The organism is Sphingomonas sp. SORGH_AS_0438 (genome assembly GCF_031453475.1).
GTDB lineage: Bacteria > Pseudomonadota > Alphaproteobacteria > Sphingomonadales > Sphingomonadaceae > Sphingomonas.
Window position 1 is genome coordinate 852,507 of sequence record NZ_JAVIZS010000001.1, and the last position, 15,141, is coordinate 867,647.

14 protein-coding genes are annotated in these 15,141 nt (G+C 69.7%); all 14 read left to right on the forward strand.

The genetic code is table 11. The features are described from left to right. Positions 1–3 precede the first annotated feature (3 nt). The 14 genes from QE452_RS04170 (at position 4) to ftsZ (ending at position 15,074) form a co-directional block, all read left to right on the forward strand. Positions 4–1,419, forward strand: a complete 1,416-nt coding sequence (locus QE452_RS04170; protein ID WP_309659896.1) for a UDP-N-acetylmuramoyl-L-alanyl-D-glutamate--2,6-diaminopimelate ligase — start codon at positions 4–6, stop codon at positions 1,417–1,419. Continuing rightward, a complete protein-coding gene (locus QE452_RS04175) occupies positions 1,416–1,559 on the forward strand; it encodes a hypothetical protein (RefSeq protein WP_309659895.1) in 144 nt (47 codons plus the stop codon). The genes QE452_RS04170 and QE452_RS04175 overlap by 4 nt, the downstream gene beginning before the upstream one ends. After that, positions 1,556–2,917, forward strand: a complete 1,362-nt coding sequence (murF, locus tag QE452_RS04180; protein ID WP_309659894.1) for a UDP-N-acetylmuramoyl-tripeptide--D-alanyl-D-alanine ligase — start codon at positions 1,556–1,558, stop codon at positions 2,915–2,917. The genes QE452_RS04175 and murF overlap by 4 nt, the downstream gene beginning before the upstream one ends. Continuing rightward, a complete protein-coding gene (mraY, locus tag QE452_RS04185) occupies positions 2,918–3,994 on the forward strand; it encodes a phospho-N-acetylmuramoyl-pentapeptide-transferase (protein ID WP_309729644.1) in 1,077 nt (358 codons plus the stop codon). Continuing rightward, complete coding sequence (gene murD, locus QE452_RS04190) at positions 3,991–5,283, forward strand: UDP-N-acetylmuramoyl-L-alanine--D-glutamate ligase (protein ID WP_309729647.1); 1,293 nt, start codon at positions 3,991–3,993, stop codon at positions 5,281–5,283. The genes mraY and murD overlap by 4 nt, the downstream gene beginning before the upstream one ends. Then, positions 5,280–6,524, forward strand: a complete 1,245-nt coding sequence (locus QE452_RS04195) for an FtsW/RodA/SpoVE family cell cycle protein (protein ID WP_405052727.1) — start codon at positions 5,280–5,282, stop codon at positions 6,522–6,524. Before murD ends, QE452_RS04195 begins: the two co-directional genes overlap by 4 nt. Beyond that, positions 6,524–7,663: an undecaprenyldiphospho-muramoylpentapeptide beta-N-acetylglucosaminyltransferase gene (gene murG / locus QE452_RS04200; protein WP_309659891.1), complete on the forward strand. Its 1,140-nt coding sequence runs from the start codon at positions 6,524–6,526 to the stop codon at positions 7,661–7,663. Before QE452_RS04195 ends, murG begins: the two co-directional genes overlap by 1 nt. A 22-nt stretch (positions 7,664–7,685) precedes the next feature. After that, positions 7,686–9,101 (forward strand): UDP-N-acetylmuramate--L-alanine ligase, encoded by a 1,416-nt coding sequence (murC, locus tag QE452_RS04205; RefSeq protein WP_309659890.1) that lies wholly within the window; start codon positions 7,686–7,688, stop codon positions 9,099–9,101. Next, entirely contained in the window at positions 9,098–9,298 is a 201-nt protein-coding gene (locus QE452_RS04210; RefSeq protein WP_164523541.1) for a hypothetical protein, read from the forward strand. Before murC ends, QE452_RS04210 begins: the two co-directional genes overlap by 4 nt. Beyond that, positions 9,292–10,200, forward strand: a complete 909-nt coding sequence (gene murB, locus QE452_RS04215; RefSeq protein ID WP_309659889.1) for a UDP-N-acetylmuramate dehydrogenase — start codon at positions 9,292–9,294, stop codon at positions 10,198–10,200. Before QE452_RS04210 ends, murB begins: the two co-directional genes overlap by 7 nt. Then, a complete protein-coding gene (locus QE452_RS04220) occupies positions 10,167–11,153 on the forward strand; it encodes a D-alanine--D-alanine ligase (RefSeq protein WP_309659888.1) in 987 nt (328 codons plus the stop codon). Before murB ends, QE452_RS04220 begins: the two co-directional genes overlap by 34 nt. Next, positions 11,150–12,145: a cell division protein FtsQ/DivIB gene (locus tag QE452_RS04225; protein ID WP_309659887.1), complete on the forward strand. Its 996-nt coding sequence runs from the start codon at positions 11,150–11,152 to the stop codon at positions 12,143–12,145. Before QE452_RS04220 ends, QE452_RS04225 begins: the two co-directional genes overlap by 4 nt. A 4-nt stretch (positions 12,146–12,149) precedes the next feature. Next, entirely contained in the window at positions 12,150–13,412 is a 1,263-nt protein-coding gene (ftsA, locus tag QE452_RS04230) for a cell division protein FtsA (protein WP_125993909.1), read from the forward strand. A gap of 99 nt (positions 13,413–13,511) precedes the next feature. Next, positions 13,512–15,074, forward strand: coding sequence for a cell division protein FtsZ (ftsZ, locus tag QE452_RS04235; protein WP_309659886.1), 1,563 nt, complete (start codon positions 13,512–13,514; stop codon positions 15,072–15,074). The last annotated feature ends 67 nt before the right edge of the window (positions 15,075–15,141 follow it).

Sequence of the window (15,141 nt, forward strand, 5' to 3'; positions counted from 1 at the left end):
CCGATGAAGCTGGGCCAGTTGACCGGCGGGACGGAAGAGACGAGCGTCACCGGCTTCGCGATCGATCATCGCAAGGTGGCGCCGGGCACTATATTCGGCGCGTTCCAGGGCGCACGGGTGAATGGCGAGGATTATATCGCCGACGCGATCCGCTCGGGCGCGGTCGCGGTCGTCACCCGGCCGGGCGTCACGGTCGAGGGGGCGGTGCATATCGTCCATGAGGAGCCGCGCGCCTGTTTCGCGCGGCTGGCGGCGCGCTTCTTCGGGCCGTTCCCGGACGTCGCGGTCGCGGTCACCGGCACCAACGGCAAGACCTCGGTGGTGGAGATGACACGGCAATTGTGGCGGATGGCGGGCGAACATGCCGCGTCGATCGGCACGCTGGGCGTCACCACCGCCGACGACCGCACCTATACCGGCCTGACCACGCCCGATGTCGTCACCTTCCTATCGAACGTCGCCGGCCTGGCGCGCGAGGGGGTGACGCATGTCGCGTTCGAGGCGTCGAGCCACGGTCTCACCCAATATCGGACCGAGGGTCTGCGCGTAGCGGCGGCGGCCTTCACCAATTTGTCGCGCGACCATCTCGATTATCATGGCGACATGGCGGCCTATCTGACCGCCAAGCTGCGGCTTTTCTCTGAAGTGCTGTCGCCTGACGGCACGGCGGTGGTCTGGGCCGACGATCCCGAAAGCGCGCGGGTGATCGATCTGGCGCGCGAGCGTGGCAATGCGCTGATCACGGTCGGCGAGCGCGGCGCGACGCTGCGGCTGGTCGGGCGCGATCCGACGCTGCTGGGCCAGGGGCTGACGATCGAGGCGGAGGGGCAGGTCCATCAGGTCCAGCTGCCGCTGATCGGCGGCTATCAGGCCGCGAACGCGCTGGTCGCGGCCGGGCTGGTGATCGCCACCGGTGCGCCGGTCGGGCCGACGCTCCAGGCGCTGGCACGGCTGCAACCGGTGCGCGGGCGGCTGGAGCGGGCGGTGATCGCGCGCAGCGGCGCCCCCGTCTATGTCGATTATGCGCACACGCCCGACGCGCTGGAGGCGGCGATCGCCGCGCTCAAGCCCCATGCCGGCGGCCGCCTGATCGTGGTGTTCGGCGCCGGCGGCGACCGGGATGCCGGCAAGCGCGAGCCGATGGGGCAGGTGGCGCAGCTCTATGCCGATCGCGTCATTGTGACCGACGACAATCCGCGGACCGAGGACCCGGCGGCGATCCGTCGCGCGGTGCTGGCCGGCGCGCCGGGGGCGACCGAGATCGGTGACCGCCGCGCCGCCATCGCCGCCGCCATCGCCGAGGCTGGACCGGAGGACATCGTGCTGATCGCCGGCAAGGGCCATGAACAGGGCCAGATCGTCGGCGAGATGGAACTGCCGTTCGACGACGTGACGGTGGCGCGGGAGTGCGCGGCATGAAGCGCCGCATCGTGATCCCGCCGGAGAAGCGCTCCGTCGCACCGGTCCCCGCCGAAACGGCACCGCGCGAGCGACGGAAGCTCGGCCTGAACTATGGTGGAGCGGAGCCGGCGACACCGCTCGAGGAGCACGCCTCGTGAGCCTGTGGACCGCAAGCGAGATCGCCGCCGCGACCGGCGGGACGGCCAGCGCCGATTTCGCCGTGACGGGTGTCGCCTTCGACAGCCGCGAGGTCGGGTCCGGCGACCTGTTCGTCGCGCTGTCGGGCGAGGCGACGGATGGTCACCGCTTCCTCGACCAGGCCTATGCGCAGGGCGCGGCCGGGGCGCTGGTGTCTCGCGCCGAGGAACGATCCAGCGTCCGTGTCGCCGACACCTTCGCGGCGCTGGAGGATCTCGGCCGTGCGGCGCGGGCACGGACCGACGCACGGATCGTCGGCGTCACCGGCTCGGTCGGCAAGACCAGCGCCAAGGAGGCGCTCTACGCCTGTCTGGAGCGCGGCTGGCGCGATGCGGTGCATCGGTCGGTCAAGAGCTACAACAACCATACCGGCGTGCCGCTCAGCCTGGCGCGGATGCCCCGGGCGGTGCGGGCCGGCGTGTTCGAGATGGGGATGAACCATGCGGGCGAGCTGGCGCATCTGACGACGCTGGTCCGCCCGCATGTCGCGCTGATCACCGCCATCGCGCCTGCGCATACCGAGTTCTTCCCCGATGAATCGGCGATCGCCGACGCCAAGGGCGAGATCTTCCAGGGCCTGGAGCCGGGCGGGGTGGCGATCGTCCCCTATGACAGCCCGCATCGCGACCGGCTGATCGCCGCGGCCAAGCCCTATGCCGATCGGATCGTCACCTTCGGGCTCGACAAGGGCGCGGACGTCCAGGCGCTGGAGATGATGCGCGTCGCCGCCGGCACCTATGTCACCGCGCGGCTCGGCACGCGCGAGTTGAGCTTCACCCTGTCGCAACCGGGCCTCCACTGGGTCTCGAACGCGCTGGGCGTGCTGGCGGCGGTGGAGGCGGTCGGCGGCGATCTGGGGCTGGCGGGGCTGGCGCTCGCCGATCTGGGCGGCCTTGCGGGGCGCGGCGCGCGGTTCGACGTCGCGGCGGGCGAGGGCCAGGCCCGCGTCATCGACGAAAGCTACAATGCCAACCCCGCCTCGATGCGGGCGACGCTGGCGGTGCTGGCGCAGGAGCCGGGCCGGCATCTGGCGGTGCTGGGCGAGATGCGCGAGCTGGGCGAGGGATCGGCCGACTATCATGCCGGGCTGGCCGAACCGGTGCTGGCGGCGAAGGTCGAAACGGCCATATTGGTCGGCGAAGCGATGCGGCCGCTGGCCCAGGCCCTTGCCGCACAGGTTAACATCGTTCATGTGCCGGACGCTTCGACGGCCCTCGACACGCTGCGCGCGACGATCGCGCCGGGCGATGTGGTGCTGGTCAAGGGTTCCAACGGCGTAGGGCTGTCGCGACTGGTCGCGGCGCTCAGGGGCGGCTGAATGCTATACTGGCTTGCGGAGCAGCTTGGATTTCCCGGGCTGCTCAATCTTATCCGTTACCAGTCGTTCCGGTCGGCGACGGGCGCGACGGTGGCGACGGCGCTGTTCATCGGCCTGCTGATCGGCCCGCGCTTCATCGGCTGGCTCCGTGTCCGCCAAGGCAAGGGGCAGCCGATCCGCGCCGACGGGCCGCAGACGCACCTCGCCAAGCGCGGCACCCCGACCATGGGCGGGCTGATGATCCTGACCAGCATGGTGCTGGCGGTCGTCATCTGGATGAACGTGTTCAACCCCTATGTCTGGGCCTGCCTGTTCGTGACCCTGGGCTTCGGCGCGATCGGTTTCCTCGACGATTACGACAAGGTGCGGAAGGCATCGACGGCGGGCGTCTCCGGGCGCACCCGGCTGTTGCTGGAATTCGCCATCGCCGGCATCGCCGCCTGGATCATCATGGGGCAGAACGGGCCGCATCTCTACCTGCCCTTCACGTCGCGCATGTATCTCGACCTGGGCTATTTCTATCCGGTCTTCGCCGCCTTCACGATCGTCGCCTTCGGCAATGCGGTGAACCTGACCGATGGACTGGACGGTCTGGCGACGATGCCGGTCATCATCGCCAGCGTCGCGTTCATGGTGATCGTCTACCTGGTCGGCAATTTCAAATTCGCCGAATATCTGGGCATTGCACACGTGCCGGGCGCCGGCGAGCTGGCGATCTTCTGCGGCGCGGTGGTCGGCGCGGGCCTCGCCTTCCTGTGGTTCAACGCGCCGCCGGCGGCGGTGTTCATGGGCGATACGGGCAGCCTGGCGCTGGGCGGCGCGCTCGGCACCATCGCGGTCGTCGCGCATCACGAGATCGTGCTGGGCATCATCGGCGGCCTGTTCGTGGTCGAGGCGATGTCGGTCATCATCCAGGTGTTCTTCTACAAGCGCACCGGCAAGCGGGTATTTCGCATGGCCCCGATCCATCACCATTTCGAACAGCTCGGCTGGTCGGAGCCGACCGTCGTGATCCGCTTCTGGATCATCGCCTTCGTGCTGGCGCTGGCCGGCCTGTCGACGTTGAAGCTGCGATGATCGTCGCGCGCGCCTGGGGCGGGAAGCGCTATGCGGTGCTGGGGCTGGCCCGGTCCGGCCTGGCGACCGTGCGCGCGCTGGCGGCGGCCGGCGCCCATGTCGTCGCTTGGGACTCGGACGAAGCGGCGCGCGACGCGGCGGCGGCGATCGACGGCGTCATCGTCCACGACCCGATGCTGCTCGACCTGACCGGCGCGGCCGGGCTGGTCGTGTCGCCGGGCGTGCCGCTCAACACCCATCCCCTGGTCGCACGCGCGCGCGACGCGGACGTGCCGGTGATCGGCGATATCGAGCTGTTCGCAGAGGCGCGCGCCGAGCTGCCGCCGCACCGGGTCGTCGGCATCACCGGCACCAATGGCAAGTCGACCACCACCGCGCTGGTCCGCCATCTGTGCGAGACGGCGGGGCGGCCCAATCTGATGGGCGGCAATATCGGCCTGCCGATCCTGGGTCAGGCCCCGCTGCCGGACGGCGGCGTCTATGTGCTGGAACTGTCCAGCTACCAGATCGACCTGACGCAGAGCCTCGACTGCGACGTGGCGGTGCTGCTCAACATCACCCCCGACCATCTCGACCGGTATGACGGGTTCGAGGGCTATGCCGCGTCCAAGGCGCGGCTGTTCGCGATGCAGTCGGCCGGGCACGACGCGGTGATCGGTATCGGCGACGCGCCCTCGGCGGCGATCGCGCGGAGCCTGTCGGCGAAGGGCGAGCATCTGACCAAGATCGCGCCCGGCGTCTGCATGGACCAGTCGCGCTGGCCATCGCTGCAAGGCCCGCACAACGCACAGAATGCGCTCGCCGCGATCGCGGTCGCGCGGTCGCTGGGGATCGGCGAGGCGGAGATCGATCGCGGGCTCGAAAGCTTCACCGGCCTGCCGCATCGCATGGAGCGGGTGGCGGAGCGCCACGGCGTCGCCTTTATCGACGACAGCAAGGCGACCAATCCCGAAAGCGCCGCGCCGGCCCTGGGCGCATTCCCGCGCATCCACTGGATCGTCGGCGGCCGGGCCAAGGGCGACGACCTCGACGCCTGCGCGCCGTGGTTCGGCCATGTCGTCCGCGCCTATACGATCGGCGAGGCGGGACCACGTTTCGCGCAGGTGCTGGACGGCAAGGTGCCGGTCGAGGAGGCCGGGACGCTGGACGTGGCGGTCGCCCGGGCGGCGGCCCATGCCCAGGCCGGCGACGTCGTGCTGCTGTCGCCCGCCTGCGCCAGCTTCGACCAGTTTCGCGACTATGAGGATCGCGGCCGGGCCTTCCGCCGCGCGGTGGAGGCGCTGGCATGACCGATGCCCGGGCGACCGAGGCGGGGGACGCCAAACGCTCCGCCAAGCTGATCGCGCAGATGAAGAAGCGGGGCGGGCGCGGCGACCGGTCGCCGCTCGGCACCTGGTTCTGGGACATCGACCGGATGCTGCTGTTGCTGACGCTGTGCCTGATCGCGATCGGACTGATCGCGGTCGCGGCCGCCAGCCCGGCGACGGCGGTCCGCTATTCGGGCGAGCATCACAAGCTCACCCCGCTCTATTATTTCTGGCGGCAGGTGATGTGGGTCGGCGTGTCGCTGCCCGTGCTGTTCGGCGTGTCGATGCTGCCGGTGCCGGTGGCGCGACGGATGGCGCTGACCGGCGCGGCGGTGCTGGTCGTGCTGCTGGCGCTGACGCCGCTGATCGGCGTCAACGTCAACGGCGCGAAACGCTGGATCGGCTATGGCTTCGCGCAGTTCCAGCCGTCCGAGTTCCTCAAGCCCATGTTCATCGTGACGGTCGCCTGGCTGCTGTCGCTGAAGAGCAAGGACGAAAGCCTGCCGACCGTCTTGATCACCGGCGCGCTGACCGGCGGCATCTCGGTGCTGCTGATGCTGCAACCCGATTTCGGGCAGACGGTGATCTTCTGCACCGTCTGGATGGCGCTGCTGATGATCGCGGGCACGCCGATGCGCGTGCTGCTCGGGATCGTCGGCATGGTGCCGGTGGGGCTGGTTGCGGCCTATTTGTTCTACGGCACGGCGCGGGCGCGGATCGACGCCTTCCTGTTCCCCGATGTCGAGGGCGAGGGCGCGGCCGACCATTTCCAGGTCGACGCCGCGCACCGCACGCTGACCGCCGGCGGCTGGACCGGCACCGGTCCCGGCGGCGGCTCGGCCAAGTTCGGCCTGCCGGAGGCGCATACCGACTATATCTTCTCGGTGATCGGCGAGGAGTTCGGGCTGATTGCCTGCATGATCATCGCGCTCGTCTTCCTGGCGATCGTGGTGCGGGTGTTCGTCAAGCTGCTGGACGAGCAGGACGAGTTCAAGCTGCTCGCCGCCTCCGGCCTGGCGGTGCAGTTTGGCGCGCAGGCGCTGGTGTCGATGGCGGTCAATACCGGCCTCGCCCCGTCCAAGGGGATGACGCTGCCGTTCATCAGCTATGGCGGATCGTCGATGATCGCATTGTCGATCGGCATGGGCTTGCTCCTGGCGTTCACGCGGCGCAATCCGTTCCTGACGCGGAGCCCCTACGTCGTCCGCTGGAGCGGTGAGTGATGAAACATTACGTCCTGGCGGCCGGCGGCACCGGCGGCCATATGGTGCCCGCCGCCGCGCTGGCGGCCGAGCTGATGCGTCGCGGCCATCGGGTCGCGCTGGTCTCGGATGCGCGCGGCGTGCGGTTCCCCGGCCTGTTCGACGGGGTGCAGACGCATGTCCTGCCCGCCGGCCGTTTCCAGGCGAAGAAGCCGCAGGGCTGGGTGCCGGCGATGCGCGAGATGTGGCGCGGCCGGGCGATGGCGCGGCAGCTCTATCGCACGTTCAAGCCCGCGGCGGTGATCGGCTTCGGCGGCTATCCCGCCTTTCCGGCGCTGCTCGCCGCCTTTGCCGACCAGATTCCGACCGCCGTGCACGAGCAGAATGCGGTGCTGGGCCGGGTCAATCGCGTCGTGGCGCGGCGGGTCGATGCGATCGCCACCTCCTATGACGAGACGGCGCGCCTGTCGCCGCGCCATGCCGGGAAGACGCATCTGGTCGGCAATCCGGTGCGCGAGGCGGTGCTGGCGCTGCGCGCGCGGCCCTATCCGCTGCTGGAGGAGGACGGCATCTTCCGCGTGCTGGTCACCGGCGGCAGCCAGGGCGCGAACATCCTGAGCCGCGTGGTGCCCGATGGCCTGGCGATGCTGCCCCCCAATTTCCGCCGCCGCCTGCAGGTGACGCATCAGGCGCGGGTCGAGGATATCGATGCGGCGCGCGCGCAATATGCCGCGCACGACATTCCGGCCGAACTCGCCACCTATCTGCCGGACATGCCCGAGCAACTCGCCTGGGCGCATCTGGTGATCGGCCGGGCCGGGGCCTCGACCATCGCCGAGCTGACCGCCGCCGGCCGTCCGGCGATCCTGGTCCCGCTGCCCAGCGCGACCGACGATCACCAGACGGCGAACGCGCGCGAGATGACCCGGGCGGGCGGCGCGCGGACGATCGCGCAGGCGGATTTCACCGCGGTCGAGCTCGCCAAGCAGATGCAGAAGCTGGGCCTGGACCCGGCGGCGATGGAGAATGCGGCGGGCCGCGCGCGCAGCGTCGGCCGGCCCAACGCGGTCAGCGACCTCGCCGATCTGGTCGAGAGCCTGGATGCGCCGCGCGTCCGCCTGCCCAAGGTGCAGAAGGCGCACAAACCGGCATTCGCATGACGATGAAGAGGGATTACCGCGCATGAAGGGTGTGGCCACCGATATCGGCACGATCCATTTCGTCGGCATCGGCGGGATCGGCATGTCGGGCATCGCCGAGGTGATGAAGAATCTGGGCTACCGGGTACAGGGCTCCGACGTGGCGGAGGGCTATGTCGTGCAGGGCCTGCGCGACAAGGGCATCCCGGTCGCGATCGGCCATGCGGCGGCCAATATCGGCGACGCGGCGGTGGTCGTCGTCTCGACTGCGATCACCCGCACCAATCCGGAGGTCGAGGCGGCGTTGGAACGGCGCGTGCCGGTGGTGCGCCGGGCCGAGATGCTCGCGGAGCTGATGCGGCTGAAATCGACCGTCGCGGTGGCGGGCACGCATGGCAAGACGACGACGACCTCGATGGTCGCGGCGCTGCTGGATGCCGGCGGGGTCGACCCCACCGTCATCAATGGCGGCATCATCAACAGCTATGGCTCCAATGCGCGGCTGGGGGCCAGCGACTGGATGGTCGTGGAGGCCGATGAGAGCGACGGCAGCTTCCTGCGGCTGGACGGGACGATCGCGGTCGTCACCAATATCGATCCCGAACATCTCGACCATTACGGATCGTTCGAGGCGGTGAAGGACGCGTTCGTCGAGTTCGTCGAAAACGTGCCCTTCTACGGCGCGGCGTTGCTCTGTCTCGACCATCCGGAGGTGCAGAACGTCCTGCCGCGCGTGCGCGACCGGCGCGTCGTCACCTATGGCTTCTCGGCGCAGGCCGATGTGCGCGGCGTCAACGTCACGCCGATCCCCGGCGGCAACCGCTTCGAATGCATCGTCCGCCAGCGCGACGGCGCGACCCGGTCTATCGAGGGGATCGAGCTGCCCATGCCCGGCCGCCACAATGTCCAGAACGCGCTGGCCGCGATCGGCGTGGCGCTGGAACTGGGTATTCCGGACGTCACGATCCAGAAGGGGTTCGAGGCGTTCGGCGGCGTCAAGCGTCGCTTCACCAAGGTGGGCGAGGTGCCGGTCGAGGGTGGCGCGGCGACGATCATCGACGATTACGGCCATCATCCGGTCGAGATCCGCGCGGTGCTGGCAGCGGCGCGCGAGGGCGCGCGGGGGCGGGTGATCGCCGTCGTCCAGCCGCATCGCTATTCGCGGCTGGGCAATCTGATGGAGGATTTCCAGACCGCCTTCAACGATGCCGACCGGGTGCTGGTCACGCCGGTCTACGCGGCGGGCGAAGCGCCGGTCGAGGGCGTCGATGCGGATGCGCTGGTCGCCGGGCTCAAGCGGCGGGGCCATCGCCACGCGGCAACGGTCGCCGATGCCGGTGCGTTGGCGCAGGAGCTGGCCGGCGATCTGCGGCCGGACGACATGGTGGTATGTCTTGGCGCGGGCGACATCACCAAATGGGCCGCCGGCCTGGCCAGCGCCATCGGAGAGGCACGATGACCGATTGGTTCAAGAGCTCGATCGATCTCCAGAAGCAGATGCTGGACGCGCAGCGCCAGGCGCTCGGCGTCGGCCAGAAGATGGTCGACTCGGGCGAGGCCTTCGCCAAGGCGCAGGACGCCTCGCTCAAGGCGGCGCAGGCCAATGCGGAGGCGTGGCAGGCCTGGATGCGGATCTGGGGCGTCGGTCCATGGTGACGGCGCCGGTCCTGACCGGGATGCCGGCGGTGCGCGGGCGGCTGACCCCGGCCGCGCCGCTGGCGCCCCTGGTCTGGTTCAAGAGCGGCGGCGCGGCGGAATGGCTGTTCGAACCAGCCGATCGCGACGACCTGTCCGCCTTTCTGGCGGCGCTCGATCCCGCAATGCCGGTCTATCCGCTGGGGCTGGGCTCCAATCTGATCGTGCGCGACGGCGGGATGCCGGGCGTGGTGATCCGGCTGGGCAAGCCCTTCGCCAAGGTCGAGCGGGTGGACGACGTCACCCTGCGCTGCGGCGGCGGGGCGAGCGGCATCCTGGTCTCCTCCACGGCGCGTGACGCGGGGATTGCCAGGACCGAGTTCCTGCGCTCCATTCCCGGCACGGTCGGCGGCTTCGTGCGGATGAACGGCGGGGCCTATGGCCGCGAAGTGCGCGACATCCTGGTCGAGGCGACGGTGGTGCGCCGTGACGGCAGCGTCGAGACCTGGCCGGCGGAGCGGCTGAACTATCGCTATCGCCATTCGGACCTGCCCGAGGGCGTGGTGGTGATCGAGGCGCTGTTCCGTGGCCATCCCGGCGACTCCGCCGCGATCGGCGCGGAGATGGACCGGATCGCCGCCGAGCGCGAGGCATCGCAGCCGCTGCGCAGCCGCACCGGCGGGTCGACCTTCAAGAACCCGGAGGGGCACAAGGCCTGGGCGCTGGTCGATGCGGCGGGCTGTCGCGGCCTGACCCGGGGCGACGCGCAGGTGTCGGAGAAGCATTGCAATTTCCTGCTCAACCTGGGGCAGGCGACCAGCGCCGAGATCGAGGCGCTGGGGGAAGAGGTGAGGACGAGAGTGAAGGCGCAATCGGGCGTGACCCTGGAATGGGAAATCCAGCGCGTGGGAGTGGCCAAGTGACCGACGCGGTAACGCCGCTGCATATCGCGGTGCTGATGGGCGGGTGGTCGGCGGAGCGGCCGGTGTCGCTGATGTCGGGCGCGGGCGTCGCGGACGCGCTCGAGTCGCTCGGCCACCGGGTGACGCGGATCGACATGGACCGCGACGTCGCCGCGCGGCTGGCGGCGGCGCGGCCGGACCTGGTGTTCAACGCGCTCCACGGCTCGCCCGGCGAGGATGGCACGGTGCAGGGCCTGATGGATCTGATGGGCCTGCGCTACACGCATAGCGGCCTCGCTACCTCGGTCATCGCGATCGACAAGGTGCTGACCAAGCAGGCGCTGGTGCCGCACGGCGTGCCGATGCCGGGGGGGCGCATCGTCCGCTCCGCCGACATCCACCAGGCCGATCCGCTGGCCCGCCCCTATGTGTTGAAGCCGGTCAATGAGGGCTCGTCGGTCGGCGTCGCCATCGTCACCGAGGACGGCAATTACGGCAACCCGATCGCGCCGGACGCCGCCGGGCCGTGGCAGCAATTCGCCGAACTGCTCGCCGAACCCTATATTCGCGGGCGCGAGCTGACCACGGCGGTGCTGGGCGACCGGGCGCTGGGCGTCACCGAACTGATCCCGAAGAATGGCTGGTATGATTTCGACGCCAAATATACCGACGGCCTGACCGAGCATGTCTGCCCGGCGCGCATCCCGGACGAGATCGCCGATGCGTGCAAGGCGCTGGCGCTGGAGGCGCATCGCCTGCTCGGGTGCCAGGGCACCAGCCGCTCCGACTTCCGCTGGGACGACGAGCGTGGCGTCGATGGGCTGTTCCTGCTGGAGGTCAACACCCAGCCGGGCATGACCCCGCTCAGCCTGGTGCCCGAACAGGCGCGCCATATCGGCATGAGCTATGCCGAACTGGTCCAGGCGATCGTCGACGAGGCGATGCGGCGTCCGCATGGCGAGCGGCCGGGATGAGCCGCACGATCAAGCGCGGTCCGCCGCCCAAGCGACCGGCCCCGCGCCGCCGCCAGCCGGTCAAGTCGGTATCGTTCGGCGAACGCCTGGTCGCGCGGCTGCCGGTCAGCGAGGCGACGGTCAAGAAGGCGGTGACCTGGTCGATCACCGGGCTGGCGGGCATGGCGATCATCGGCATCGCCACCTGGATCGGCGTGCCCGGCATGATCGGCGCGGCGGTGGCCAGCACGGCGGGCCAGGCCGGCCTGCGCGTCGAGCAGGTCGAGATCACCGGCCTGAAGCGGATGGACCGGATGACGGTCTATGCGATCGCCCTGGAGGACAAGCAGAACCGCACCTCGATGCTGGCGGTCGACCTGCCCGCGATCCGCGACCGGCTGCTCCGCTATGGCTGGATCGCCGATGCGCATGTCTCGCGCCGGCTGCCCGATACGCTGCTGATCGACATCGTCGAGCGTACGCCGGCGGCGGTGTGGCAGGATCGCGGCGAGCTGACGCTGATCGACAAGGACGGCGTGCTGCTGGAGCCGGTCCAGCCCAATGCCATCCCGAACCTGCCGTTGGTTATCGGGCCGGGCGCCGACCGGCAGGAGGCGGGCTATCAGGCGCTGCTCGCCGCCGCGCCCCAGCTTCGCCCGAAGATCAAGGCGGCGACCTGGATCGGCAATCGCCGCTGGGACCTGACCTTCGCCAGTGGCGAGGTACTGGCTCTGCCCGAAGATGGCGCGGGCCGGGCGCTGGCGCGCTTCGCCGAATTGGACGCCAATCGGCCGCTTCTGGGGCGGGGCTGGATGCGCTTCGACATGCGCGACCCCGCGAAGCTGGTTGCGCGCAAGCCCGGCATGAACCAGAACCATGCACTGGCCGATCCCGCGCAGGTCGGGACGGCGACCGCGCCGGACACGGACGGCGCGGCGAATGCGGCGGCGGTCGACGGCGGCACGGGGTCCGAGAGCGGAGCCGATAACGCGCCGGCCGGGGGCGAGGGGTGAGATAATGGCGAAAGTGGCACCGGAAGGTCTGATCACCGCGCTCGACATCGGGTCGTCCAAGGTGTCGGCGATGATCGCGCAAAAGGGTGATGGCGGCGAGCTGATCGTGCTCGGCACCGGTCAGCGCGAGAGCCGAGGCGTGAAGCGCGGCTATATCGCCGATATGGGGGCGACCGAGGCGGCGGTGCGCGAGGCGGTGGAACAGGCCGAGCGGATCGCCGGGCTGAACATCGAGAATGTCTGGGTCGGCTTCTCGGCCGGCGGGCTGGTGTCCGATGTGGCGGAGGTCGAGTTCGAACTGGGCGGCCATCAGGTCGAGCAGCAGGATATCGACGCGCTGCTGGCGGCGGGCCGTCAGTCGATCGACCCGCAGGGGCGGATGGTGCTGCACGCGCAGCCGGCGCTCTACACGCTGGACGGTCTTACTGGGGTTAAGAAGCCGCTCGGCCTCCATGCCGACAAATTGGGCGTGCACATCCATGTCGTCGCGGCCGATGGCTCGCCGGTGCGCAACCTGGACCTGTGCGTCCGATCCGCGCATCTGGAAGTGAAGTCGATCATCGCCGCGCCGGTCGCCACGGGCCTGGCCTGCCTGTCGGAGGAGGAGCGCGAGCTGGGCGTCGCGCTGGTCGAGATCGGGGCGGGCATCACCAATGTCTCGCTATTCGCGGGCGGGATGCTGGTCGGCCTCTGCTCGATTCCCGTGGGGGCGCAAGACATCACCGACGACATCGCCTCCGCCTTCGGGACGCGACGCGCGCTGGCGGAGCGGATGAAATGCTTCCACGGTTCGGCCAATGCATCGCCGCGTGACAATCACGATATGATCCCGGTCACGCCGGTCGGCGCGGAAGACGATGTCCATGGCGGCACCCAGATCACCAAGGCGCAATTGATCGCGGTGATTCGCCAAAGACTGGAACATCAAATGAACGAAGTGCGTAAGGCCTTGACGCATTTGAAGTTTGAAGGTCCGGTCGGGCGACAGGTCGTGCTGACAGGCGGCGGGGCCGAGTTGAAGGGGATTGCGGACTATGCGCAGCAGGCTCTAGGGCGGTCGGTGAGGCTTGGAAGACCACGCGGGCTGACGGGCTTGCCCGAGGCCCATTCCGGTCCGGCGTTCGCAACGCTGGCAGGACTGGCTTTCTATGCCGCGACCGATCCCATCGACCTGCGCGCCGTCGCCCCCAGCGGGCAAACGGTCCACCGGCCGAGCGGTCTGGGGCTGTTTCGCAAGCTTCTCCAGGCGGCGCGGGCAAACTATTGACGTTTTTAAGTGGCGGTCGGCGGATCGTCGCGTACATAACAATAATCGATACCTGAGCGGGCGGACACATGGCTCGGGTGCGGCGGAGTAAGAGTGGCGATGAGCATCGAATTTCTGGCACCCGAGGTGGATGAGCTGACCCCGCGAATCGCGGTGATCGGCGTGGGCGGCGCCGGCGGCAACGCCATCGCCAACATGATGCGGGCCGACGTGCAGGGCGTCGACTTCCTGGTCGCCAATACCGACGCGCAGGCGTTGAAGCAGTCGACCGCGCCCAACCGCATCCAGCTCGGTGCGAAGATCACGCAAGGGCTGGGCGCGGGCGCCCGGCCGGAGATCGGCCGCGCCGCCGCCGAAGAGACGATCGAGAGCCTCGCTAAGCAGCTCGAGGGCTGCCACATGGTGTTCATCGCCGCCGGCATGGGCGGCGGCACCGGCACCGGCGCCGCGCCCGTCATCGCCAAGGCCGCGCGCGACATGGGTATCCTGACCGTCGGCGTCGTCACCAAGCCCTTCGCCTTCGAGGGCAATCGCCGTTCCAAGGCGGCCGATGGCGGTATCGAGGAACTGCAGAAGTTCGTCGACACGCTGATCGTGATCCCGAACCAGAACCTGTTCCTGATCGCCAATGCCAACACCACCTTCAAGGAAGCGTTCGCGATGGCGGACGAGGTGTTGCAGCAGGGCGTGCGCGGCATCACCGACCTGATGGTCATGCCCGGCCTCATCAACCTCGATTTCGCCGACGTCCGTTCGGTGATGCAGGAGATGGGCAAGGCGATGATGGGCACCGGCGAGGCGTCGGGCGACAATCGCGCGCTGGAAGCGGCGCAGAAGGCGATCGCCAACCCGCTGCTCGACGGCGTGTCGATGCAGGGCGCCAAGGGCGTCATCATCTCGATCACCGGCGGCGACGACATGCGACTGCTGGAGGTGGACGAGGCCGCGAACCATATTCGCGACCTGGTCGATCCCGACGCCAACATCATCTGGGGTTCGGCGTTCAATCCGGAGCTGGAAGGCCGCATCCGCGTATCGGTGGTCGCGACCGGCATAGAGGCGGTCGAGCGCGTGGTGCCCAGCCCGTCGCAGGGCGGCGATTCGGCGCGTTCCTTCTCTTTCGGCCTGGGCCGCAAGACCGACGACACCACGTCGTTCCGCCCGAGCGAGGCGCCCGCCGCGCCGGCCGCGGCGCCGCAACAGGCGGTCCCCGCCGCGCCGCCCGTCGCTGCGCCGCAATATGTCGCACCGCAGCCGGCCCCTCAGCCGGTCGCCTCCGCGCCCGTCGCGCCGCAGGCGGCCGTTCCGCCGGCTCCCGCGCCCCATCCCGCCGATGACGAGTTGGTGCTCGGTGCGGACACGATGGTGAGCCCCCCGGCCGCACCGCGCGCGCCGGCACCGGCCCAACCGGCCGCCTATGCCGCGCCGACGCCCGCCCCCGCACCGGCGGCGGACGAAGGCGGTGCGCGTCGTCGCTGGCTGGCGCCGGGCAGCGACACCGGCGCGATCGAGCCGCCGGCTCCGGCCCCGCGCGTCAAGCTGGGCGGCACGCTGTTCGAGCGCATGTCGAACGCCGCGCGTGGCACGCCGCGCGAGGAGGAGGCCAAGCCGGCCGATCCGCTCGACATCCCGCGCTTCCTGCACCGCCAGAACAACCAGTAAGCACGGTCCACGGGGAGGGGGCGATCCTCTCCCCGTGCGACCCTCTGTCCGTCGGGACGGTCCGTTC